Annotated in this window: 21 protein-coding genes; 5 read left to right on the forward strand and 16 right to left on the reverse strand. The window is 72.2% G+C overall.

All coding sequences use genetic code 11. The features are described 5' to 3' along the window. Window positions 1–14 precede the first annotated feature (14 nt). From ACESM1_RS03485 to ACESM1_RS03515, 7 genes are all read right to left on the reverse strand, one after another. A complete protein-coding gene (locus tag ACESM1_RS03485) occupies window positions 15–1,064 on the reverse strand; it encodes a TRAP transporter substrate-binding protein (protein ID WP_372617754.1) in 1,050 nt (349 codons plus the stop codon). A 66-nt stretch (window positions 1,065–1,130) separates the two neighbouring features. After that, a complete protein-coding gene (locus ACESM1_RS03490) occupies window positions 1,131–1,751 on the reverse strand; it encodes a 2-dehydro-3-deoxy-6-phosphogalactonate aldolase (protein ID WP_372617756.1) in 621 nt (206 codons plus the stop codon). Next, the gene (locus tag ACESM1_RS03495) at window positions 1,742–2,623 is read right to left on the reverse strand and encodes a 2-dehydro-3-deoxygalactonokinase (protein WP_372617758.1); all 882 of its coding nucleotides are present in this window, start codon (window positions 2,621–2,623) and stop codon (window positions 1,742–1,744) included. Before ACESM1_RS03495 ends, ACESM1_RS03490 begins: the two co-directional genes overlap by 10 nt. Window positions 2,624–2,717: 94 nt before the next feature. Next, window positions 2,718–3,620, reverse strand: a complete 903-nt coding sequence (locus ACESM1_RS03500; RefSeq protein ID WP_372617760.1) for an ABC transporter permease — start codon at window positions 3,618–3,620, stop codon at window positions 2,718–2,720. Then, the gene (locus tag ACESM1_RS03505) at window positions 3,613–4,419 is read right to left on the reverse strand and encodes an ABC transporter ATP-binding protein (protein WP_372617762.1); all 807 of its coding nucleotides are present in this window, start codon (window positions 4,417–4,419) and stop codon (window positions 3,613–3,615) included. The genes ACESM1_RS03500 and ACESM1_RS03505 overlap by 8 nt, the downstream gene beginning before the upstream one ends. A gap of 134 nt (window positions 4,420–4,553) precedes the next feature. After that, window positions 4,554–5,423 (reverse strand): penicillin-insensitive murein endopeptidase, encoded by an 870-nt coding sequence (mepA, locus tag ACESM1_RS03510; RefSeq protein ID WP_372617764.1) that lies wholly within the window; start codon window positions 5,421–5,423, stop codon window positions 4,554–4,556. A gap of 125 nt (window positions 5,424–5,548) precedes the next feature. Further along, a complete protein-coding gene (locus ACESM1_RS03515) occupies window positions 5,549–6,112 on the reverse strand; it encodes a polysaccharide biosynthesis/export family protein (RefSeq protein ID WP_372617766.1) in 564 nt (187 codons plus the stop codon). 218 nt (window positions 6,113–6,330) lie between these two features. On the opposite strand from ACESM1_RS03515, the gene ACESM1_RS03520 reads away from it, so the two are divergent. Together ACESM1_RS03520 and galE are read left to right on the forward strand one after the other, a co-directional pair. Beyond that, the gene (locus ACESM1_RS03520) at window positions 6,331–8,598 is read left to right on the forward strand and encodes a polysaccharide biosynthesis tyrosine autokinase (protein WP_372617768.1); all 2,268 of its coding nucleotides are present in this window, start codon (window positions 6,331–6,333) and stop codon (window positions 8,596–8,598) included. A gap of 4 nt (window positions 8,599–8,602) precedes the next feature. Continuing rightward, window positions 8,603–9,601, forward strand: a complete 999-nt coding sequence (galE, locus tag ACESM1_RS03525) for a UDP-glucose 4-epimerase GalE (RefSeq protein WP_372617770.1) — start codon at window positions 8,603–8,605, stop codon at window positions 9,599–9,601. Window positions 9,602–9,607: 6 nt separating this feature from the next. On the opposite strand, the gene ACESM1_RS03530 is transcribed toward galE, so the two are convergent. Both ACESM1_RS03530 and ACESM1_RS03535 read right to left on the reverse strand, forming a co-directional pair. Further along, window positions 9,608–10,657: an acyltransferase family protein gene (locus tag ACESM1_RS03530; RefSeq protein ID WP_372617772.1), complete on the reverse strand. Its 1,050-nt coding sequence runs from the start codon at window positions 10,655–10,657 to the stop codon at window positions 9,608–9,610. Further along, complete coding sequence (locus ACESM1_RS03535; RefSeq protein ID WP_372617774.1) at window positions 10,654–12,033, reverse strand: O-antigen ligase family protein; 1,380 nt, start codon at window positions 12,031–12,033, stop codon at window positions 10,654–10,656. The genes ACESM1_RS03530 and ACESM1_RS03535 overlap by 4 nt, the downstream gene beginning before the upstream one ends. A gap of 63 nt (window positions 12,034–12,096) precedes the next feature. Here ACESM1_RS03535 and ACESM1_RS03540 point away from each other — a divergent pair, with 63 nt between their 5' ends. Continuing rightward, window positions 12,097–13,167 carry an acyltransferase family protein gene (locus tag ACESM1_RS03540; protein ID WP_372617775.1) on the forward strand — a complete coding sequence of 357 codons (1,071 nt, stop codon included), beginning with the start codon at window positions 12,097–12,099 and terminating at the stop codon, window positions 13,165–13,167. A gap of 16 nt (window positions 13,168–13,183) precedes the next feature. Here the strand turns inward: ACESM1_RS03540 and ACESM1_RS03545 are convergent, their stop codons facing one another. From ACESM1_RS03545 to ACESM1_RS03565, 5 genes are all read right to left on the reverse strand, one after another. Then, window positions 13,184–14,086: a glycosyltransferase family 2 protein gene (locus ACESM1_RS03545; protein WP_372617900.1), complete on the reverse strand. Its 903-nt coding sequence runs from the start codon at window positions 14,084–14,086 to the stop codon at window positions 13,184–13,186. A 13-nt stretch (window positions 14,087–14,099) separates the two neighbouring features. Beyond that, window positions 14,100–14,465 (reverse strand): hypothetical protein, encoded by a 366-nt coding sequence (locus ACESM1_RS03550; protein WP_372617777.1) that lies wholly within the window; start codon window positions 14,463–14,465, stop codon window positions 14,100–14,102. A 58-nt stretch (window positions 14,466–14,523) separates the two neighbouring features. Beyond that, window positions 14,524–15,912 carry an HlyD family type I secretion periplasmic adaptor subunit gene (locus tag ACESM1_RS03555; protein WP_372617779.1) on the reverse strand — a complete coding sequence of 463 codons (1,389 nt, stop codon included), beginning with the start codon at window positions 15,910–15,912 and terminating at the stop codon, window positions 14,524–14,526. Window positions 15,913–15,994: 82 nt separating this feature from the next. After that, on the reverse strand, window positions 15,995–17,749 hold the full coding sequence (locus ACESM1_RS03560; RefSeq protein ID WP_372617780.1) for a type I secretion system permease/ATPase: 1,755 nt from the start codon (window positions 17,747–17,749) through the stop codon (window positions 15,995–15,997). A 5-nt stretch (window positions 17,750–17,754) separates the two neighbouring features. Further along, window positions 17,755–18,096, reverse strand: a complete 342-nt coding sequence (locus ACESM1_RS03565) for a hypothetical protein (RefSeq protein ID WP_372617782.1) — start codon at window positions 18,094–18,096, stop codon at window positions 17,755–17,757. Window positions 18,097–18,449: 353 nt separating this feature from the next. On the opposite strand from ACESM1_RS03565, the gene ACESM1_RS03570 reads away from it, so the two are divergent. Both ACESM1_RS03570 and ACESM1_RS03575 read left to right on the forward strand, forming a co-directional pair. Continuing rightward, window positions 18,450–19,682 (forward strand): outer membrane beta-barrel protein, encoded by a 1,233-nt coding sequence (locus tag ACESM1_RS03570; protein ID WP_372617784.1) that lies wholly within the window; start codon window positions 18,450–18,452, stop codon window positions 19,680–19,682. A gap of 17 nt (window positions 19,683–19,699) precedes the next feature. Continuing rightward, the gene (locus ACESM1_RS03575; RefSeq protein WP_372617786.1) at window positions 19,700–20,440 is read left to right on the forward strand and encodes a WecB/TagA/CpsF family glycosyltransferase; all 741 of its coding nucleotides are present in this window, start codon (window positions 19,700–19,702) and stop codon (window positions 20,438–20,440) included. On the opposite strand, the gene ACESM1_RS03580 is transcribed toward ACESM1_RS03575, so the two are convergent. Both ACESM1_RS03580 and ACESM1_RS03585 read right to left on the reverse strand, forming a co-directional pair. Continuing rightward, complete coding sequence (locus ACESM1_RS03580; RefSeq protein ID WP_372617788.1) at window positions 20,411–21,454, reverse strand: glycosyltransferase family 2 protein; 1,044 nt, start codon at window positions 21,452–21,454, stop codon at window positions 20,411–20,413. The two genes, ACESM1_RS03575 and ACESM1_RS03580, sit on opposite strands and share 30 nt — an antisense overlap. Next, the gene (locus tag ACESM1_RS03585; RefSeq protein WP_372617790.1) at window positions 21,451–22,470 is read right to left on the reverse strand and encodes a glycosyltransferase family 2 protein; all 1,020 of its coding nucleotides are present in this window, start codon (window positions 22,468–22,470) and stop codon (window positions 21,451–21,453) included. Before ACESM1_RS03585 ends, ACESM1_RS03580 begins: the two co-directional genes overlap by 4 nt. Window positions 22,471–22,480 lie beyond the last annotated feature (10 nt).

The raw sequence follows: 22,480 nt of genomic DNA on the forward strand, positions 1-22,480 counted from the left end.
CGCCGAGGCGCGCCTCAGGAGACTCCGGCGGCGTGCTTGGCGATCAGCCCGCGCGCGTCGGCCAGCAGCGCCGCGCCGTCGAAGCCCTTCTCGCGCGAGCCGGCGATCCAGGCGTCGATCACCGGGCGGGTCGCGATCATCCAGCGCTCCTTCTCGGCGTTGGAGATCTGCACGATCTTGTTGTCGCGCCGACGCTCGACCATGCGGCGCACCACCGGGCCCTGTTCGTCCCAGACCTTCGCCGCCATCTCGGCAGCGACCATGCCGGAATTGGCGTCCAGCACCTGGCGCAGCTCGGCCGGCAGCCCCTGGTACTTCGCCGGGTTCATCGCCAGGATGAAGGTGGCCGCGTAGAGGGTCGGGGTGCCGGGGATCTCGGTGTGGTTCTTCACCAGCTCCTGCAGGCGGATGGAGGGGACGACCTCCCACGGCACCACGGCACCGTCGATGACCCGCTGGCTCAGCGCCTCCGGCACCTGCGGGATCGGTAGCCCGATCGGCGCGGCGCCGAGGGCGCCCAGCGCCTCGCCTGCCTGGCGCGTCGGGAAGCGCAGCTTGAGGCCGCGAAGGTCCTCCATGCGGCGGACCTCCCGGTTCGAGTGGATCGAGCCGCCGTCATGCGCCCAGACGGTGATCGGGTGCACCTCCCGGAACTCGTCGCGCAGATGGGTCTGGGTGAATTCCCAGACGGCCTTGGCATTCGGCGTGGCGAGGCGGTGCGGCACGAAGGGCAGCTCGAACACCTCGATCCGCGGGAAGCGGCCGGGGGTGTTGCCGGGCAACGTCCAGATGATGTCGGCCACGCCGTCGCGTGCCTGGTCGTAGAGCTGCGGCGGCGCGCCGCCGAGCTGCATGGAGGGGAAGATCTGGATGCGCAGCCTGCCCTGGCTCTCGGTCTGGATCTTCTGCGCCCAGGGCATCAGGAAGTGGCGGTGCACGTTGGAGACTGCGGGCAGGAAGTGGTGCAGGCGGAGCGTGACCTCCTGCGCCGAAGCGGGGCGCACCAGCGCGGGCACGGCAAGGCCGGCAGCCCCGGCCAGCAGAAGCGAGCGGCGAGCGATCATGGTTGTGTTACCTCCCTGGGCGGCGTTGCGCCTTGTCTTCCGCAATAGATGCGCGCGCGGCGCAGTTCAAGCGCCGCCAAGGCCCGCCACCAGGGCGCGCGCCTTCGCCGCCACCGTCGCCGCGCTGTCGCCCGGCTTGTAGATGGCGCTGCCGATGCCGAAGCCGGCCGCACCGGCGGCCCGCCAGGGGGCGAGGTTGCGGGCCTCGACCCCGCCCACCGGCAGGATCGCCGTGCCCTTCGGCAGCACCGCCAGCAGCGCCTTCAGCACGGCGGGCGAGGCGGCCTCGGCGGGGAACAGCTTGAGCGCGTCGGCGCCGGCCTTCAGCAGCGCGAAGGCTTCCGCAGGGGTGAAGAAGCCGGGCACGGCGAACATGCCGGCCTGTTTCGCGGCGCGCACCACCTCCGGGTCGGCATGCGGCGTCACCACCAGTCGCCCGCCGGCCGCGGCGATGCGCGCGCAATCGGCGGGGTCGAGCACCGTGCCGGCGCCGACCAGCGCGCGATCGCCGAACCGCGCCGCGAGCCGGCGGATGCTCTCGACCGGCTCCGGCGAGTTCAGCGGTACCTCGATGATGGCGATGCCCTCCGCCATCAGCGCGTCCCCGATCGCCTCCACCTCCTCCGGCTTCACGCCCCGCAGGATGGCGACCAGCGGGCAGCGCTGGAGAAAATCCTTCACGCCCATCCGAGGCTCCCTCCGATGTGGTGCAGTCCGGCGGCGACCAGGTCCGGCTCGTGGCGGCGCACCGTGATGCCGGAAAGCCGCAGCGCCTCGGCGTAGAGATCGGCCAGCGTCTCCGCGCCCACCAGCTCCACCTGCGTGGCGCCGGTCTCTGCCGCGGCGGCGGCAATCTCGTGGCCGATCAGCAGGCCGGAGAGGAAGCTGCGGGTCTCCGTCTGCTCCAGCCGGTCCATCAGGTGCAGGGTGCGGGCCCCGAACAGGTGGTGCAGCAGCCCGCCGGGCTGGCGCGCCCTTGCCACGCCGCGGGCGAAGGCCTCCGGCCGGTGCGGCCCCTCGGTGCTGGTGCGGGCCAGGATGGTGTGCTGCGAGAGCGCGGCGAAGGCCTCGCCCGTCATGTGGGTGGTGAAGTGCACCACGCGGTCAGCCTCGAGCCGCGCCCATTTGCTGTGCGTGCCGGGCAGGCAGGCCTGGGCGTCGTCCAGGCGGTTGGCGAGGGCGACCAGCTTGGTCTCCTCGCCGCGCATCACGTCCGGGATGCCGTCACGGTCCTCGGTGGTGAGGCCGGGGACGAGGCGGACCTCCGCGCCTTCGAACGGCACGGGGACGGTCGCGGCGGCGATCTCGGCCGGGCCGGCGGGGCAGCGCAGATAGGGCGCCTCCACCCAGCCCTGCCGGCTGCCGACCATGCCGCAGAGCAGCACGCGCTTCTCCCCGTCCGCGAGCCAGCGGCCGACCGCTTCACGCAGCGCGGCGGGGAAGCCGCCTTCGGCCACGGTGAGAATGCCGCCCGCCCGGTCCAGCCGGTCGGTGACAGCGCCCTCCGGCCCTAGCCGGTAGGCGCGCAGGCTGGTGGTGCCCCAATCGATGCCGATCATCCCCCGAGCCTTGGGGCGCGGGGGGCCCCGCGGCAGCCCGGGGCGGGGGGCGGCGCGGGGGCCGCGCCCCAAGCCGGGGGGCGGTCCGGCAGGATCACAGCCCGCCGAACTGCACCTGCTGCTGGTCGTTCTGCCCGCGTGTCGCCCAGCCGGTGGTGCGGTTCTCGATCGCCACCGCGACGAGATACATCGCGACACCCATCACCGCCGTCACCATCAGCCCGGCGAAGACCAGCGGCACGTCGAAGCGCGAGCTGGCCAGGATCATCAGATGGCCGATTCCCTTGTTGGCCGCCACCGTCTCCGCGATGATCGAGCCGACGAAGGCGACCGTGATGGCGATCTTCAGCGAGGCGAAGAAATACGGCATCGCCCGCGGCAGGCCGACCTTCCGGATGATATCGGTGTGCCGTGCGCCGAGCGCGCGCAGCACGTCGCGCAATTCGGGCTCCACCGTCGCGATGCCGGTGGCGACGTTCACCACGATGGGGAAGAAGCTGATCAGGAAGGCGGTGATCACCGCCGGCACGGTGCCGATGCCGAACCAGATCACCAGGATCGGCACCACCGCCACCTTCGGGACCGAGTTGAAGCCGATCAGCAGGGGGTAGAGCCCGTGATAGAGCAGCGTCGAGCTGCCGATCGCGATCCCCAGCAGCAGCCCGAAGACGATGGCGAAGGCGAAGCCGATCAGCGTCGTCATCAGCGTCTGCCAGGAATTGTCGAGCAGCGGCCACCACCACTTCACCATGCTCGCGGCGATGGAGGAGGGCGCGGGCAGCACGAATTCCGGAAGCGCGAAGCCGCGGACCACGACTTCCCAGACGGCGAACATGCCGACGATCACCAGCCAGGGCAGCCAGGCCTGCAGGCGGCGGCGGCGGCGCGCGGCGGCGGCCATCGCCTCCAGCCGGCGCAGCGCCTCGGGCGACATGCCGGAATCGCCGGGTGCCGAGGCGGGGGTGGTGGCCGGGCGGGGGGGCATGTCGTCAGGCATTCGCCACCTCCTCGCCCTTGCGGGCAGCGCTGATGTACTCGCGCAGGTCGTGCACGAGCGAGACGAAGCCCGGCTTGTAGGTGTCCTCCAGCGTCCGCGGGCGGGGGAAGTCCACCACCCGCTCGGCGATGATCCGGCCGGGGCGGGAGGACATCACCAGGACCCGGTCGGCGAGGAAGGCGGCCTCGCGCAGGTCGTGCGTCACCAGGATCACGGTGGGCTTGCGCGCCATCCAGACATCCTGCAGCACCGACCACAGATCCTCGCGCGTGAAGATGTCGAGCGCGGCGAAGGGCTCGTCCAGCATCAGCAGCGCCGGCTCGTGGATCAGCGCGCGACAGAGGCTCGCGCGCTGCTGCATGCCGCCCGAGAGCTGCCAGGGGAACTTCTGCTCGAAGCCGCCGAGGCCGACCAGCGCCAGCAGATCCTTCGCCTGCTTGTCGTATTTCGCGCGTTCCCGCGACAGCAGGCGACGATGCGGCTCCACCACCTCGAGCGGCAGCATCACGTTGTCGATGATGTTGCGCCAGGGCAGCAGGGTGGGGTTCTGGAACGCCATGCCGGCGATCGAGAGCGGCCCGGCCACTTCCTGCCCGGCGACCACCACATTGCCCGCGGTGGCGGGCCAGAGGCCGGTGACCAGGCGCATCAGCGTGGACTTGCCGCAGCCGGATGGCCCGACCACCGCGATGAACTCGCCCTTCGCGACGTTCATACTGGTGCCCTGCAGCGCCAGCGTGCCCTCCACCCCGCCATAGCGCATGGCGACGCCGGCGATCTCGACGAAAGGCCGTTCCATTCGATCCCCCTGCCCGGCTGTGCCAGGGACATGTGCGTCAATGGAGGAGGGGTGCGCAAGACGCGCGCCACCCGCCAGGAGCATGACGCGGCGCAGCATCGCCGCGAATCCAGCCCGATCGGTGGGCGCCGTGCCTAGCGAATGGGCGCGGATGGCGCGTGGAGCACCCCGGCGCAGGCCAGCGGCAGGCGAGGCGGCGGGGCGGGCCGTGCGGAGGGCGGGCGGCTGGGCGGGCGACGCGCCTCCGGCGTCAGCCACCAGTCGAGGCTGGCGTCGCAGCCATCGCCGGGCGGTGGCGGGGCGATGTCGCGGCAATCGGGGCTGCCGGGCGGGCAGCGCAGGCGGACATGCATGTGGCTGTCATGCCCGCGCCAGGGCCGCACCCGGCGCAGCCAGGACTCACCGCGATGCTCGGCGCAGAGCCGGCGCTTGATCGCGTGGTTCACCAGCAGCCGGTCCACGTCCGGCGCCTCGGCGGCGATGCGGATCAGCCGCGCATGGCGGGCTGTCCAGCGCGCCGGGTCCACGCCCGATTCGTCCGCCAGCACGAGCGAGGGGATGGCGAGGTCCTCCCGCTGCGCCGCCGGCACGCGCGGCTTGGCCCGCAGGTCCAGCCAGATGTCCACATCGAGCCCGGTCTGGTGGCTGGCATGGCCCCAGGGCATCGGCCCGCCGCGCGGCTGGGCGATGTCGCCGATCCAGAGGTCGGGGAGGCCGACGGCCCGGGCCCGGCCGGCGACGTGTTCCACCAGCGCGATGGTCGCCGGGTGCCCCCAATGGCGGTTGCGCGAGATGCGCACCGCCTGCCAGCCGGGCCCTTCGGCGGGCAGGGCGACCGCGCCGGCGAGGCAGCCGAGCCCGGTGCCGCCGATCACCCGCGACGGGCCGGCCGAGGGGCGGGCGAGGGCGGCCCAGTCGGCTGCGCGTGCAAGTGGGCCTTCGGCGGCAGTGGCCTGGGTGGCCAGAAGCACGCCGATGACGGCCCGGAGCAGGATTCGGATCACCCGCCTACGCTAGCCCGGCCCGCCGGGAAGGCCAGTGCCGTTTCGTCTGCCCACCGCCGAGCCGCCGCCCGGAGCCCTCCCGCGGCTTCACCGCGGGAGGGCGCGCCACATCGTCGCGCGGCGACTCAGAAGCGACGCTCGAACACCGTCACCACATCGCCCGGCTGCAGCAACGCGCGGCTGTTGGCGCGGAACTCGCGTGCCCGGCCATCCTCTCCCACCCGCGTCACCGAGACATAGTCGCGCAACGCGCGGTAGTTGAAGCCGCCCGCCACCGCCACGGCCGAGAGCGCCGTCATCCCCGGCTGATAGGGATAGCTGCCGCCGCGCTCGACCTGGCCGAGCACGAACACCGGGCGGTACTCGATGACGTTCACCGCCACCTCCGGATCGCGGAACAGGTTGCGGCGCGCCATCACGGCCTCGATCTCGCGCTCCACCTCCGGAACCGTTCTGCCGCCGGCCTGGATCGAGCCGACCAGCGGCAGTGCCAGCACCCCGGCATCCGAGATCTTGAACTCCCCTGTCAGACGGGGATCGTTGAACACGGTGACGCGCACCTCGTCCTCCGGGCCGAGCCGATAGGCGGTGCGCTCCGCGTCCGGCAGCGCCGGCAGGTCGGCACCCGGGGTGGTGCAGGCACCGAGAGCGACAAGGGGGAACAGCAGCGCGAGGCGGCGGGTGGTCATGGGTGTTGTCCTCTCTCTCCAGCGTTGGCGAACGTCGTGAACGTTCGCGCCGAAGCGGGACGCAGGCGCGCCCTTTGCGTTTCCTTGCGATACCGGCTCATCACGGTGTTGTTCCCGCGCGTCGGGAACCGGTGCCGAGCCGGACGGTTGATCGCAGGGCGCCACGATCCCCCCCGCCGGGGATGTGAACCGCGATGCCTGGGGGGAGTTCCACCGCGATGCTCGACCGTCCTGTCGCCGACACCCGAGCGCCCGCTGAACGGCGCCCGGCTCCTCGCTCCGCCCCTCCCCCGCCGGTGATCGAGCCGGAGGGCCTCAACCTCACCGCCCTGCTCGGCGCGCTGCGCCGCCGCCGCGCGGTGCTGGTGGTCTGCGCGCTGCTGTTCCCCCTGGTCGCCTTCATCGCGGCGAAGAACATGACGCCGCGCTACACCGCCTCCACCACGGTGATGTTCGAACCCACCGACTACTCGGCCCGTGAGCTGCAGAGCATCCTGCGAGACGAGAGCACCACCGATGCCGTCCTCGCCTCCCAGGTGGAGATCATCCGCTCGCTGGCGGTGGCCGGACGGATCGTGGAGCGCTTCGGTCTTACGGAGCGGCCGGAATTCGCCTGGTGGTTGCGCGACCGCGACCGGGCCGACGGGCCGGCCTTCCGGCTGCGCACGCGCCTGGCCGATGCCGCCGCGCAGGTCTCCCCGGACCTGGCGGAGCTGATTGCACCCGAACCCATCGCCGATGTGCCGCCGCATGACAGCGCCGTGATCCAGGCGGCCGAGGCGGTGCTCGGTCGGCTCGACGTGCAGGTGGTGCGCAACAGCCGGGTGCTGCGCATCCAGTTCACCTCGCGCGATCCGCAACTGGCCGCAGCGGCCGCCAACCTGGCCGCCGAACTCTACATCTCCGACCAGCTCGACGCGAAGTTCGACGCGGTGCGCCGCGCCAATGAATGGCTGGACGGCCGCATCACGGCGCTGCGGCGGGAAGTGTCGCGCAACGAGGAGCAGATCGCTGCCATCCGCTCGCAGACCGGCCTGCGCACCGGCGTCAACGCCGGGCTGCAGACGGAACAGATCAGCCGCATCACCCAGGATCTCGTCGAAGCGCGCAACCAGCTGGCCGGCGCCGAGGCGCGGCTGGGCGCGGCGCGCGGTGGCGCCGGCGCCACCGACCTGACGGCGCTCGGCTCCGCCAACCTTGTGGCGCAGCGCACTGCGCGGGACGAGGCGCAGCGCGAGCTGAACCGGTTGCAGGCCACCCTCGGCAGCGGACACCCCGATGTGCGCGCCGCCGCCGGCCGGCTGGCCGCGGCGCAGCGCGCGGTGGCGGCCGAGACCACCCGCGTGGTCTCGGCGCTGGATGCCGAGGCGCGCACCGCCAGGGCACGCGTGGCCAGCCTGGAGACCAGCCTGCGCGAGCAGGAGGCGCGGCTGAACCAGAACCAGGGCGCCGAGATCCGCCTCAACGCGCTGGAGCGCGAGACCGAGGCCTCCCGCAGCCTGCTGCGCGCGGTGCTGGAACGCAGCCAGTCCACCGTCAGCCAGACCGCGATCGAGAAGGCGGATGCCCGCGTGCTTTCCTCCGCCACCGTGCCCGGCACCCCCTCCTTCCCGAAGCCGATGCTGTTCGTGGTGGCGGCGACCGCGCTCGGCGTGCTGTTCGGGTTGCTGCTGGTGTGGTTCCTGGAGCAGGCGGACAGCACGATCCGCAGCGGCGACGAGATCCGCACGGCGCTCGGCCTGCCCTGCCTGGCGCTGGTGCCGTCGCTGCGCCGCGGCGTGCTCGGGCGGCACCGGGTGGAGGACTACGTCGCCCGCAAGCCGCTCAGCCCGTTCAGCGAGAGCATGCGGACGCTGCGCGCCTCGCTCTGGCTCGGCAGCGACCCGCCGCGGGTGGTGGTGATCACCGCGGCGCGACCGGGCGAGGGCAAGACCACCACCGCGGTCGCGCTCGCCCGCTCGGCGGCGATGAACGGCGAGCGGGTGCTGCTGATGGATTGCGACATCCGCCTGCCCTCGATCGGCAAGGTGTTCCGTGCCGAGGGCGCGCCGGGCATCACCGACCTGCTGCTCGGCCAGGCCGAATACGAGCAGATCCTCCGCCGCGACCACCTGACCGCGCTGGACTACATCCCGGCCGGCGCGGCGGAGATTCATTCGCTCGGCCTGTTCATGTCGGAGGCGATGGCCGGGCTGCTGGAGCGGGTGCGGCAGGATTACGACCTGGTGGTGATGGATGCGCCGCCGGCGCTGGCGATGGCCGATGCCCGCGTCGTCGCCCGCCTTGCGGATGCCACCTTGCTCTGCGTGAAGTGGCGCGATACCCCGCGCTCGGTGGTGCGCAACTCGCTCGCCCTGCTGGAGGACGCGAAGGCCCGCATCGTCGGCGCCGCGCTGACCCAGGTGGACGCGAAGGCACATCGCCGCTCCGGCTATGCCGACAGCGAGGTCTACCACCCGCGCTACAGCGGGTATTTCAGGGAGTAGCCTGTTGGGCCGTTACCTGGTGACCGGCGGCGCCGGCTATGTGGGCAGCCACACGGTGCTTGCGCTGCTCGACCGCGGCGATGAGGTCGTGGTGCTGGACGACCTCTCCAAGGGCCATCGCGGCGCGGTGCCGACGGGTGCGAAGCTGGTCGCCGGGCGCTGCGACGATCCGAAGGCGGTGGAAGCCGCCTTCGCCCTCGGCCCCTTCGACGCGGTGCTGCACTTCGCCGCGCTCTCCCTGGTCGGCGAGAGCATGCGCGAGCCGATGCGCTACATCGGCGAGAACCTCGCCAATGTGACCGCGGTGGCCGGCGCGGCGGCGAAGGCCGGCTGCCGGAAATTCGTGCTCTCCTCCACTGCCGCGCTGTTCGGCTTCCCCGAGCGCATCCCGATCGACGAGGACCAGCGGCTGGAGCCCGCCTCGGCCTATGGCGAGAGCAAGCTGCTCTGCGAGCGCGCCCTCGCCTGGGCGGAGCGCGTGCACGGCATGCGCTTCGCCGCGCTGCGCTACTTCAACGCCGCCGGCGCCGACCCCGATGGCCGCGCCGGCGAGGACCACGACCCGGAGACGCATCTGGTGCCGCTGGCGATCGGCGCGGCACTCGGCACGCGCGCGCCGTTGACGGTGTTCGGCACGGACTACGACACCCCGGACGGCACCTGCATCCGCGACTATGTGCATGTGGCGGACCTGGCGGATGCGCATCTGCGCGTGCTGCCGCTGCTGGATCATCGCTCGGTGCGCTACAACCTCGGCAACGGCACCGGCTATTCGGTGAGGCAGGTGCTGGAGACGGTGGCGGCGATCGGCGGCCGGCCCGTGCCGCACGGCCTCGGCCCGCGGCGGGAGGGGGATCCGGCTGCGCTGGTCGCCTCCTCGGCACGGCTGCGGGCGGACACCGGCTGGTCGCCGCGCTTCCCGGCGCTCGAGGACATCGTGCGCACCGCCTGGGCATGGCATTCGGCGCATCCGAAGGGCTATGCCGATCGGCCGGCGGCCTGATCGGGTTCAGTCCGTCATCCGGTCGAGGGCGGGGAGCCGGCGCAGCACCAGCACCTTGCCGAGGATCGGCAGCACCACGCCGGCGGCGGTCAGCGCCGGCGCATGGATCCAGAAGCCCGCCGCCGTCCAGGGCACGCCCGCCTTCAGCAGCACCGCCTTCACGACGCCGATCGCGATCACGTTGAACAGGTAGATCGCCATGGTGAACCGCCCGAGCAGCAGCGCCCAGCCCTGGCGTGCCGCGGCCGGCGCCAGCATCAGCCCGTGCAGTGCCGGGATCGCCGCGAGGCCGCAGACCAGCAGCGACCAGTCGCCCGGCAGCCAGCCCAGCATGGCCGCCGCCAGGCTCGCGAGGAAGACCGCCCACCACAGCGGCTGCAGGGCGGCGAAGCGCGGCAGCAGCCGCGCCTCGTGCTGCGCCACCGCGACGCCCACGGCGAAGAACAGCGCATGGCGCGCGAAGCGCTCGAGGTAGAAGATATCCGGCAGCTCCACCGCCAGCAGCACCACGCCGCCGGCAAGCAGCCCGACCGTGCCGACGCGGCGCCAGACCGGCGGTGCCACGACGGAGCAGAGGAACAGCACCCAGAGGAACCAGATGAAGGTCGCCGGGCTGTCCTCGGTGGTCACCACCAGGTCGCGCAGCCCGGCCAGCAGGCCGGCGGGCTGGTTGTCCACATGCACGAAGCGCTCGGCGAGGAGCTTGCCGAGCAGCACCACCACGCCGAGCAGCAGGAAGGGCGCGAGCAGCCGCTGCGCGCGGCGCAGCGTGTAGCGCGGCATCGCCGAATCCGGCGTGCTCAGCGCCCCGCTCAGCCAGGCGACGTAGCCGCTGAGGTAGAGGAAGAACGGCATGTGGAACCGGTAGATGGCATAGCGCAGCCAGTCGTACCACTCGGCGCCGACGGGCGGCGCGGCGGCGACGATGTGACCGACCACCACCAGCAGGATCGCCACCCCCTTGGCGCGGTCGAGGTCGAGCCGCCGCTCGCGCGCCGCGCTGCGCCCCGCCTGCGCCGCCACCAGCGCGCCTTCCGCCGGCGCCGTGGCGCTCAACCGCCGGCCGCCCGGCGTGCCAGCGCCTCCCGCAGCGCCTCGCGGTCGCGAGAGGCGGGCCGTTCCAGCCGTGCGCGCGCCAGCGCGGCGCCGAACCAGCTGAACTGCATCACCGCCGTGCTGGCGATCAGCGTGCTGTCGAAGCCGGCATGCAGCAGCGCACCCGCCAGGGCGCAGCGCAGCACCAGCCGGTCGGTCGCCGCCACCCTGCGCGTACCGCCCCAGACCCAGGCGATGATCGAGCCGAAGATTAGTGCACCGCCTACGATACCGGCATCCACGGCGATCCGCAGATACTCGTTGTGCGCGGCGGAGGACCCGATCAGGCGGATCTGCGGATCCTCGGGGTCCACGATCAGCTTGCCGGCACCGAGCCCGTAGCCGAGCAGCGGCCGGTTCTCGATGGCTTCGACGAAGTAGGGCCAGATCACGTCGCGGCCCGAGAACACCTCGTAGCCCTCCGCATTGATGAAGCGGTCCAGCGCCAGCACCAGGAGCGGGCCGAGCACCACCGCCGCCGGCAACATCCCGCCCATCGCCAGGTCGAGCTTGCGCTTCAGCGGAAAGACCCGGCGGTCGGACAGCGCGAAGACCAGCAGCAGGAACAGCAGCACCGCGCCGAGCGGTGCGCGCGCCTGGGTGGCGAACAATATGCCGAGCGCGGCACCGCCCAGCACCAGCCAGCGGGTGCGGAAGCCGCGCAGATATTCGAGTGTGGCGGCGAACACCGCGGTGACGCAGAAGCCGGCCAGGAAGGGCGGCGAATGCAGCCCCTGGAAGCGCCAGTTCTGGTCGAACGCATCGTGCAGGCCGGTCGGCCAGATCAGAATCCCGACCGCCGCGCTGATCACCGGCACCAGCACCACCGCCTTGCACAGCGCCGACCAGATCCGCCGCGGCGCCGCCGCGAAGGCCAGGACAAAGGGCGCGGTGGAGCCGACGAAGCTGCGCACCATCTCGCCGAAGGTGGAGATCCGGCCGATCGGCAGGATGACCAGGCTGACCACCGCCACCAGGGTGAAGGCCAGGAACGGCCAGTTGATCGCCGGCGCGAAGCCGTAGCGCAGGCAGAGCATTGCGGCGATCGCGAAGGGGATCACCTTCACCACCGCCGAGCCCAGCATGCCGACGCCGCCGCCGGCGCCGCTGGCCGCCATCATGTCGAGCTGGGCGTCGAGCGCCAGCCCGTAGCAGCCGACCAGCAGGCCGACCGCCAGCAGCGGCGCCTCATAGAACAGCAGCGCGATCATCAGTGCCGCCGCCGCGGGCAGCAATGCCAGCGCGGCTTGTGGCGCGACGATCGCGGCCATCAGGAGCCCGGTGATGGCGAGCAGCGCCGTCAGGGCAGTCAGGAGCGCGGGCGGAACGGTGCGCATGCCATGGCGTTCTGCCACGCGCGGCCGCAATGGCCCAATCATCATTCGGTCAGGAGGATCGGCATGGGGGAGAGGCCGAGGGAGGGGAAGCCGGAACGGCTCGCGGCGCTGACGCGGCTGCGCGTGCTGCTGATCGGCTGGGTGCTGGTGTACCACCTGGAACTGCCGCTGCGCGCCCTTGCCGGCATTCCGGTGGCGGAGCGGGTGGCGCTCAAGGGTTATCTCGGGGTGGATGGCTTCTTCGTCCTATCGGGTTTTGCGCTGTATCTCGGCTATCGCCACAGGCCCCCGCTCGGCCTGCGCGGCTGGGCGGATTTCGTCCGCCGCCGCGCCGCGCGCATCTTCCCATTGCATCTCGCCGCCCTGGCGCTGCTGGTCGCCGGCGCGGCGACGGCGGGCCTGCGGGTGAACGAGCCGCAGCGCTTCGGCGGCTGGGAACTGCTGATGCAGGCGCTGCTGCTGAACGCGTGGGAAACCACGGATTTCCACGCCTGGAACTACCCTTCCTGGGCGCTGTCGGCGATCTGGGCGGGCTACCTCGCCTTCCCGCTGGTGCTGACGGCGATGCTCGGGCGCGGGGAGGCGGCCTGCTGGGCGCTGGCCGCTGCCTGCCTCGGCGGCCTCGCCTGGCTCGGCGCCGGCGCGGACGGTGCCGACCTCAACCGTACCCTGCATCTCGGCCTGGTGCGCTTCGGGTTGGAGTTCCTGCTCGGCATCGCGCTGGCGCGGCTGGTGGTGGCGCGCGCGGTCGCCGCGCCGCTGGCGACGGGGGCGGCGCTGCTGCTGGCCCCGATCGGCCTCTGGCTGACGCTCGACGTGCTGGTGGTGGCGGGGCTGGCGGCGCTGGTCGCACGCCTCGGCATGGCGCCGCCGGCGCCGAGGCCGCCGCGGGACCTGCTGTGGCGGCTCGGCGAGGCCTCCTTCGGCGTCTATCTCTGCTGGATCTTCGTCGAGGCCGCGCTGGTGCTGGTGCTGCGCCTGGCCGATCCCGGCCAGGCCGGGCGGCTGGCCCTGATGGGCATCGGGCTGGCGGCGACGATGCTGCTCGGCTGGCTCGCCTGGCGGCTGGTGGAACAGCCGGCGGCGCGGCTGCTGGAGCCGATCGCGGCCGGGCGCGAGCGCCCGGTCGCATGACCCCGCGCGATTCGCCTCAGCCGCCCTGCAGGACGCCGCGGAGGTAGCCGAGGTTGTAGGCGGCGCCGCAGCGGGCGCGGAGCAGACTGCACGAGCGCCGCGGCCAGAGCAGCAGCGGCGCCTGCAGGAGCAGCTTTGCCGCCGCGCCCGGCGCGCGCCGCAACATGCCTTGGCGATGGTCGCGCAGCGCATCGGTCGCGCCCTGCCAGTGCAGGCGGGAGAGCAGCCAGCTCGGCCGCAGCCGCTCCCGCTGGATGCTGTGCCGCACCGTGACGCGCCCGTCATAGAACACGCGCAGCCCGCGCGTGCGCAGCCGGTCCAGCACCTCCACCTCCTCGCCCGAGAGCAGCCGGCGCCCGACGCGACCGAGCTCCTCCGGGAAGCCGCCGACATCGCGCAGCGCATCGGTGCGGAAGGCCATGTTGGCGCCATAGACGGCGACGCCCTCCGGCAGGTCGCGCCCTTCCTCGCCGCGTCCTTCCCATTCCACGATGGTCAGCACGCCGCGCAGCGCGGCCGGCCACCATTCCGGCAACGGGCCTTCCCAATGCGGCAGGATGCGGCCGCCAAGCGCGGCGCCACCTTCCGGCAGCTCGGCGATCGCCTCCTCCAGCCGGCAGGCCCAGTCGGGTTCCGGCACGGCGTCATCGTCCAGGAAGGCGGTCCACTCGCAGCCCGCGGCTGCCAGGCCGAGGTTGCGCGCATGTGACAGCCCCGGCCGCGCCGCGCGGATCAGGCGCGCGCCGGCGCGCTCCGCGAGCCTTGCGATCTCCGCCGCCGCGCTTGCCGGCGAGGCGCTGTCCACCACGAGGACGGATGGAGCGGCACCCTGCTGTCCGGCAAGCCCGTCGAGGCAGGCAGCGAGGTAATCGGGGCGCGCATGGGTGCAGACAATGGCGGCAACGCCCGGCGCAGGCATCACCGCGCCACGCTCAGCCGTTGAAGCGGAACGCGCCCGCGACCTGATCGCCGGCGCCCGCCCCGCCGTCGGCATTGCCGGCCGCCTTCGCCTGTGCCTGGGCCGCCGCTTCCTTGGCGCGCTGCTCCACCTGGCGGGTCACCTCGGCCATCACGCGCGCGAAGACCGGAAGCTGCATCACCGGCACGACGAGCATGCCCGACGGCGTCGGCTTGGCGTCCTGCTGGCCCGTGGTGGTGCCGATGGTGATGCGCGCAACGCCGTTGGCGATGTGCACGTCGATCACGCCGTCGCCGAAGAGGATGGGGGTGCCGGTCATCTGCAGAGTTCCTTTGCTGGCGTTATGGCGAAGTGCGGTCCGCGTCGCCAGGAGGGGCACGGCGATGTGTCCGCGCCCGGCGCGTTGCGCGGCCGGGCCGTCCCGGTGCGGTCCGCCCCTACTGCTCGCGGAAGGCCCGGTGGAAGCTGTCGAAGACAGGCTGCAGCAGGTAGCGTGCGAAGCTGCGCTCGCCGGTGCGGATCTGCGCCTCCACCATCATGCCGGGACGCAGCTGTACCCCGTCCAGCAGCCGCAGCTGCTCCTCGTCCATCTCGATATGGACGCGGTAGTAGGCGGTGCCGCGCCGCTCGTCCTCGGTGACGTCGGAGGCGACGAAGATCACGCGCCCGTGCAGGTAGGGCACCAGCCGCTGCTTGAAGGCGGGCAGCCGCACCTCCGCCACCAGGCCGGGATGGATCACCTCGATGTCGTTCGGCTGGACGTTCACCTCGGCGATGATCCGGTCCTGCTGCGGCACCAGGTCCATCACCGGGTCGCCCGGCCGCACCACCGCGCCGATGGTGAAGATGCGCTGGTTGACCACCGTTCCGGCCTCCGGCGCGGTGATCTCGAGCCGGGTGGAGACGTTCTCGGCGGCGCGCAGCCGCTCCTCGGTCTCGGCCAGGCGCACGCGAACCTCACGCAGCTCGGTCGAGGCCTCCTGCGCGCGGTCGTCGCGCAGGCGCCGCATCTCGCCCTCCGACTCCTCGATCTGCGCGCGGCTGCGCTCGATCTGGTTGCCGAGGTCGGCGACGTTGCCCTCGGTCGAGGCGACCTGGCGCTGGATGGCGAGAAGCTGCGGCAGCCGCGCCAGGCCCTGGCGCAGCAGGGTGGCGGTGTTCTCCTCCTCGGCGCGCAGCAGCAGCAGCATGCGCTGCTGCGCATCACGCTGCGAGGCGGAGGAACGGATGGTCGCCTCGAACTGATCGATGCGGGACTGCAGCACCAGCATCTGGCTGTTCAGCGCGACCCGCCGCGCTTCGAAAAGCGCGCGCTGGCCGGCCACCGCATCCATCGCCCGCGGATCGGGGGCGGCGGTGAGTTCGGCGGGGAAGCGGACCGTCTCGGCGCCGGCGAGTTCGGCGACCAGCCGCGCATCCTGCGCCATCAGCGCCCAGCGCTGGCTGCGCAGCGTCTCGGTCTGCTGCGCGGCCTGCGGCTGCTCCAGGCGGATCAGCACCTGTCCCGCCTGCACCACGTCGCCGTCGCGCGCCAGGATGTCGCGCACGATGCCGCCTTCGAAATGCTGCACGGTGCGGCGGGTGCCTTCCACCTTCAGCAGGCCAGGGGCGATCGCCGCCTCGGCCAGCGGCGTCAGCGCCGCCCAGCCGCCGAGCACGACGACGAACAGGAACACGATCGCGAGGCCGAGCAGCACCGGCACCCGGGTGCGCGGGCGCGGCGCGTCGAGGATCAGCGGCTCCTGCGCCGGTTTCCACAGGGCGGGAGGCGCGCCGGCAGGCTTCGGGACAAGCGCGTTGCGTGGCAGCGACAGGGTTTCGGCCATCAGAAAACTCCCGCGGCCCGGCAGGCCGCTTCACACAGGCAGTCAGCGCATGCCGGCAGGCCGGCCGGAACGACGGGCCCCTTCACCGCGTGCCGCCCTCCGCGCGGGAGGTCACCTCGGCCGGGCGGCTCTGCTGCTGCACCAGCCGCTTCAGCACCTCGGCGCGCGGCCCGAAGGCCTCGACGGCGCCGTCGCGCATCAGCAGCACCTTGTCCACGCCCTGCACCAGCGTCGGGCGGTGCGAAACCAGGATCACCGTGGTGCCGCGCCGCTTCAGCTCCTCCAGCCCGCGGATCAGCGCCTGTTCGGCGTCGCCGTCCAGGTTGGAGTTCGGCTCGTCCAGCACCACCAGCTTGGGGTTGCCGAACAGCGCCCGCGCGAGACCGATCAGCTGCCGCTGCCCGCCCGACAGGTGCTGGCCGCCATCGCCGATCTCGGTGTCGTAGCCCTGGGGCAGGCGCAGGATCATCTCGTGGCAGCCGGCGATGCGCGCCGCCTCGAACGCCGCTTCGGGCTCGGCTTCGCCCATGCGGGCGATGTTGCGCAGCACGCTGCCGTCGAACAGCTCCACATCCTGCGGGAGATAGCCGACATAGCGGCCGAAATCCTCACGCATCCAGGTGAACACGTCCGCGCCGTCCAGCCGCACGGTGCCGGCCGAGGGCTGCAGCGTGCCGATCAGCAGGCGGATCAGCGTGGTCTTGCCGGCCGCCGAGGGACCGATCACCGCCAGCGATTCCCCCGCCGCGAGGCCGAAGGAGACGCCCTTAATGATCGCCACCGGCTGGCCCGGGAAGCCGAAGGTCACCCGCTCCACCGACATCCGCCCGGTCGGCTCCGGCAGCGCGATCCCCGGCGGGCGCAGCCGCGGCAGGGAGAGGAAGCCGAGCAGGCGTCGATAGGCCTGGCGCGCCTGCACCAGCTGCTTCCAGCCGCCGATCATCTGCTCCACCGGCGCCAGGGCGCGGCCCATGATGATCGAGGCGGCGATCGAGGCGCCCGCCGTCAGCTCCTGCTCCAGTACCAGCAGGGCGCCGAAGCCGAGCACCGCGACCTGCACCGCAAGGCGGAAGAAGCGGGTGAAGGAGAGCAGGAAGGCGGCACGGTCCGCCGCGCGCTCCTGCGGCGGCAGCGAGGCGGAAAGGCCCTCCCGCCAGTGATGCATCACCGCCGGGGCCATGCCCATGCTGTCGATCACCTCGGCATTGCGGACGATGCTCTCGGCCCGGCGCTGGCTGGCGATGGCGCCGGTCGAGGCCTGGCGCACCAGCGCGCCGGTCGCCCACTCATTGGCCAGGGTCAGCAGGAACAGGATCAGCGCGCCGATCAGCGCGATGGCGCCGAGCATGGGGTGCAGCATGAAGATCACCGCCAGGAAGATCGGCACCCAGGGCACGTCGAACACCGTCAGCGCGGCCGGCGAGCCGAGCCAGTTCCGGGTCATCGAAAGGTCGCGCAGCGCCTCCATCCGATAGGGGCGGTTGCGCAGCTGGCTCTCGATGGCGCGGATGAAGGCCTCGGGCGCGGCCTTGCCCTCGATCCAGCCGGCGATGCGCTGCATGACCTGGCCGCGCAGCCCGTCCAGCGCGGCCATCACCAGCAGCGCGAACATCGCGATGGCGGTAAGATAATACAGCGTATCGAGACTGCGCGTGGAGAGCACGCGGTCGAACACCTGCATCATGTAGATGGAGACGGTCAGCTGCAGCAGGTTGACCATGCCGCTGAACACCGCCACGGCGATGAACTGCTGCCGGCAGGCGCTGACGGCCTTGGACAGCACGGTCTCGGCCGGCCGGTCCCCCTGGCCGAGATTGATGGGCATCGGGCGGAGCATGGTGCTCAGAACCTCGCGGTGAGCTGCGCAACGAGCTGCGCGAGCTGGTCGGCCAGCCGGGTGAAGATCTGCGGGTCGAGCCGGGACGCCACCAGCACGGCGGCGCCGGCGATGGCCAGCGCGAACAGGTTCGCGAGCAGCGCGCCGCGGAACGACAGCCCCCGCCGCACGCGGCCGAGCTGCTCCTTCACCGCCTCGAGGCGGATCGCCTCGACCTGATTGTGCAGCACGCGGAAGGCGTATGCCTCCAGTTCGGCATCGGCGCGACGGCGCAACACCTCCACCCCGTCATTGCCGAGCGGCCGGCCGGCTTCCACCGCCATGGCGAAGGCCAGCAGGTCGCGCAACCGGCTCTCCTCGCCGGACCGGAATTCGGCCAGGGAGGGCCCGATCGGCAGGACCTCGGCCGGCCGGGGTGGCGCCGACCCTCCCTGTGTGGGAAGGATGTTCAGGCGCGGCGCGCCAGCAGGGCCAGGCAACGTCCCGTCCTCCGTACTGTCAGGAATCTTGCCGGAAGGCGACGCCATCATGGCATCCTGGGGACGTTCTGTCATAAAATCATCGTCAGCAGGGGTTGCCGTTCCGTTGATGAGACGCTTTGCGGGTGGTGTGGTAGCACGCCGGCTCGGGGGCACCAACAAAAGGAGTGCTTGATTTGCAGGCGCATCGCTTACGTTTCGGGACTGCTCTGGCGCTTGTGATGCTGCCGGCCTTGGCGGCGGCGCAGGGGGTGCCGAGGGGGGAGGCCGCCCGGGGCGTCACCGTAGCCGATCGCGCCCGGGAGGATTTCGATCCCCTCGGCGTCCGGCTCGACGGCTTCCGTGTCGATGCGGCGGCCGAGCTCGGGCTTGGCTACGACGACAACCTGTTCGGCACGCGCCGCAACCGGGAGGGGGACTTCTTCGCCACCCTGGGTGCCGAGGCCAGTGCGCGCTCCGACTGGACCACGCATGCGCTCGGCCTGACCGGCCGAGTCGAGCAGCGCCGATACATCGACAATGGCCGGCAGGACTGGACCGACTACGCGATCGGCGCCTTCGGCCGCTACGACATCACCCCGGACACCAATGTCCAGCTGATCCTCAACCGGGTGCAGGAACACCTCGAGGTGGACAGCGTGGACCTGCAGCAGGGCAATATCACCCGCCCGGTCCCCTACACCTACAACGAGGCGCAGCTTCAGGGGCAGACGCGCTTCAACCGGCTCGGCGTGCTGCTGCTCGGCAATTGGCGGGGCTACAGCTTCGACGACGTGGACCTCGGCCCGGCGACCGCGCCCGGCGCGCCCCGGCCCGGCGAGATCTCCCGCTTCGACTTCGACTCCGCCTCAGCGGCGCTCGGCCTCAGCTACGAGCTGTCGCCGGGCCGCAACGTGACCCTGATCACCCGCTACCAGGACATCACCTACGACAACACGGCCCAGCGCGCCCGGGACAGCCAGACCTGGGAGGTGCTGGCCGGCTTCACCTATGACTTCGACGGCATCTGGGCGTTCCGCGGCGCCATCGGCTACCGCGAACGCGACTACGAGGGCGCCGGCCTGCCCAACCTCTCCGGCCCAGCCTTCGAGGGCGAGGTGACGTACCAGCCGACCCAGTTGACGACGCTGTCGGCCGGCTTCCGCCGCACCATCGAGGAGTCGATCCGGAACGACGCCGTCGCCTATACCCGCACGCGCGGGCAGGTGCGGGTGGATCACGAATACCTGCGCAACGTGATCCTCAGCGCGGAGGTCGGCGCCAACCGGCGCGAATACGAAGAGCCCGACGAGCAGTCCACGGATGGCTACGCGCTGCTGCAGGCGCGCTGGCTGATCAACCGCAACCTCGCGCTGGTCGGGTCCTACCAGCACACGCGGCGGCTCGATTCCTCCGCCGGGATCGACGAGTACGACCGCAACCTGGTGCTGCTGCGGCTGCGGATCGCGCTCTGACGTGCGAGGCCATCGCCATGCTCGGGCTGGAGTTCGACGCGCTGCCGGCGGAGCAGGTCCTTGCGATGCTGGCGGCGCGCCCCGCCGGGGCGCCCTTCGCCTACCTTGTGACGCCAAACGCCGACCACCTGGTGCGGCTGGCGCGTGAGCCTGAGCGCTACGGGCCGCTCTATCGCGAGGCGGCCTGGCGCCTTCTCGACAGCCGGGTGGTGGCGCGGCTGGCGCGCGCACTGGGGCTTCCGGCCCCGCCGGTGGTCCCCGGCAGCGACCTGACGGCGCGGCTGTTGGGCGAGGTGGTGGCGCCCGATGACCGCATCGCGATCCTTGGCGGCACCGCGGCGACCGTGGCGGCGGTGCGTGCGCGCTTCGGCCTGCGCGACGTGGTCCATCACGATCCGCCGATGGGCTTCGACACCGATCCGGCGGCGCTGGAGGCGGCAATCGCCTTCGTGCGCGATGCGCGGGCCCGCTTCACCTTCCTCTGCGTCGGCTCGCCGCGGCAGGAGATCGTGGCCCGGGCGGTGGCGCATCGCGGCGGCGCCACCGGCACCGCGCTCTGCGTCGGCGCCAGCCTGCGCTTCCTCTCGGGCGAGGAGCGGCGCGCGCCGCGGCTGATGCAGTGGGCGGGCGTGGAATGGGCCTGGCGGCTGGCGCAGGACCCGCGGCGGCTGGCGCGGCGCTATCTGGTGGAGGACCCGGCGCTGCTCGCGCTGCTGTGGCGGGAGCGTTCAGCGCGGCGTCGGGCGCAGCGCGGGTAGGCCACCCAGCACCTCGCCGCGCAGCCGCCGCAGCAGGCCGCCGCGATGCGCCGCATCGGTGCGCGCAAGATAGTCGCGCGCGTGCGGCGTCACGCCGTAGAGATGCTCGCTGCCTGGCTGCCGCCGGAAGCGGCGCGCCATCGCCAGCGCCTCCGGCCCCGCGCGCAGGCCCTGGGCCAGCACGCCGTTGCGTGCGCCCTTGACCTGGTAGGCGAGGAAGCGCGGCAGCAGCGCCAGCGGATGCGCACCGTGCTTCATCGCCACGTAGAGCCGGTTGCGCACGAAGTGGTGCCAGCGCGTGCCGGTCCAGCCGACGCGCGCCTCCGGGCTCACCTTGTGGCGCACCGCGATGTCGCCGCGGTAGCGGATGCGCCTGCCCATGTTGATCAGGCGCAGCGCGAGGTCGAATTCCTCCCAGGTGAAGAACAGCAAATCGTCGTAGCCGCCGGCCGCCGCGAAATCGGCGCGACGCAGCGCGTGGCCGGCGCCGACGAAGGTCGCGGCATCGAAGCTGCCCGCCGCGCGGGGCAGCAGGCCGAGCGGATAGCCCCAGGAGGAAAGGTCCTCCTCGCCCGTCGCATGCACCAGGATGCGGCAGGCGACCGCGGCGATGTCGGGCTCGGCATCCAGCGCCGCCACCGCGCGCGCCAGCGTCTCCGGCGCGGCGAATTCGGCATCGTTGTCGAGCGCGAAGACCACCCGAGCGGCGCCGAGCGCGGTGGCGCGGTTGCGCCCGCCGGCGACGCCGTGGTTGCGGTCAAGCCGCACCAGCGTCGCGTCCGGGGCATCGCGCACGCTCTCCGCCAGGCGGGCCAGCGCCTCGGGCCGGCTGCCCTGGTCGGCGATCCAGACATGCTTCGCGACGCCACGCTGCGCCCGCGCCGAGGCGATGGCGGCGACGGTCTCCTCCGCGCGGTCCATGGCCAGGATGATCACATCCGCGTCCACCGCGCCCGTGGGGGCTGCTGCGCCGGCGATGTGCTGCGCGCCCTGCGGCAATGGTGTCGTCTTCATCGCGGCGGCAGGCGAAAATCGGGCGCGGGGATGGCCAGATAGGCCATCCGCTTCGCCTCCAGCCGGCCGCGCGTGACGGTATCCAGGATGAGCCCGCAGGCGAGCGAAAGGAAGGAGAGCAGCATCAGCCCGGTGGAGAGCACCGCGGTCGGCAGCCGCGGCACCAGCCCGGTCTCCAGCCAGGTCTGCAGCAGCGGCACGGCCAGCCCGATGCTCAGCGTGGCGAGCGCGAGCGCGACGGTGGCGAAGAAGCCCAGCGGGCGCTCCCGCCGCACCAGCAGCGCCAGCATGCGCAGGATGCGGAACCCGTCGCGCCAGGTGTTGAGCTTGGAATGGCTGCCCGGCGGGCGCTCGCGATAGGCGGTCGGCAACTCGCCGACCGGCAGGCGGAGTTCCAGCGCGTGCACGGTGAACTCCGTCTCGGTCTCGAAGCCGGAAGCGAGGGCGGGGAAGGACTTCGCAAAGCGGCGGGAGAACACGCGATAGCCGGAGAGCATGTCGCTCACGCGATTGCCGAACACCGCACCCATGATGCCGGTCAGCGCACGGTTGCCGAAGCGGTGTCCGCGGCGATAGGCGGCGGCCGCGTCGGTCACGCGCACGCCGGTCACCATGTCCAGCCGGCCGTCGAGTAGCAGGCGGATCATCGCCGGCGCGGCGGTGGCGTCGTAGGTGTCGTCGCCATCCACCATCACGTACACGTCGGCTTCGATATCGGCGAGCATGCGGCGGACGACATGGCCCTTGCCCTGCTGCGCCTCGCGCCGGACCACCGCACCGGCGGCGGCGGCGACCTCCGCCGTGCGATCGCTGCTGTTGTTGTCATAGACATAGACGGTGGCTTCCGGCAGCGCCGAGCGGAAGCCGGCGACCACGCGCGGGATCGCCACCTCCTCGTTGTAGCTGGGCACCAGCACGGCGATGCGCGGTGCGGGGCGCACCGCCTCCTCCCATTGCTCGGCCTCGCCCGCGACCTGCTCCGCCTGCGGCATGCGCCACTCCCCGAGGGTGTGCATGTCCACGCCC

Origin of the sequence: Falsiroseomonas sp. (assembly GCF_041690465.1) — a bacterium.
In the GTDB taxonomy this organism is placed as follows: domain Bacteria; phylum Pseudomonadota; class Alphaproteobacteria; order Acetobacterales; family Acetobacteraceae; genus Falsiroseomonas.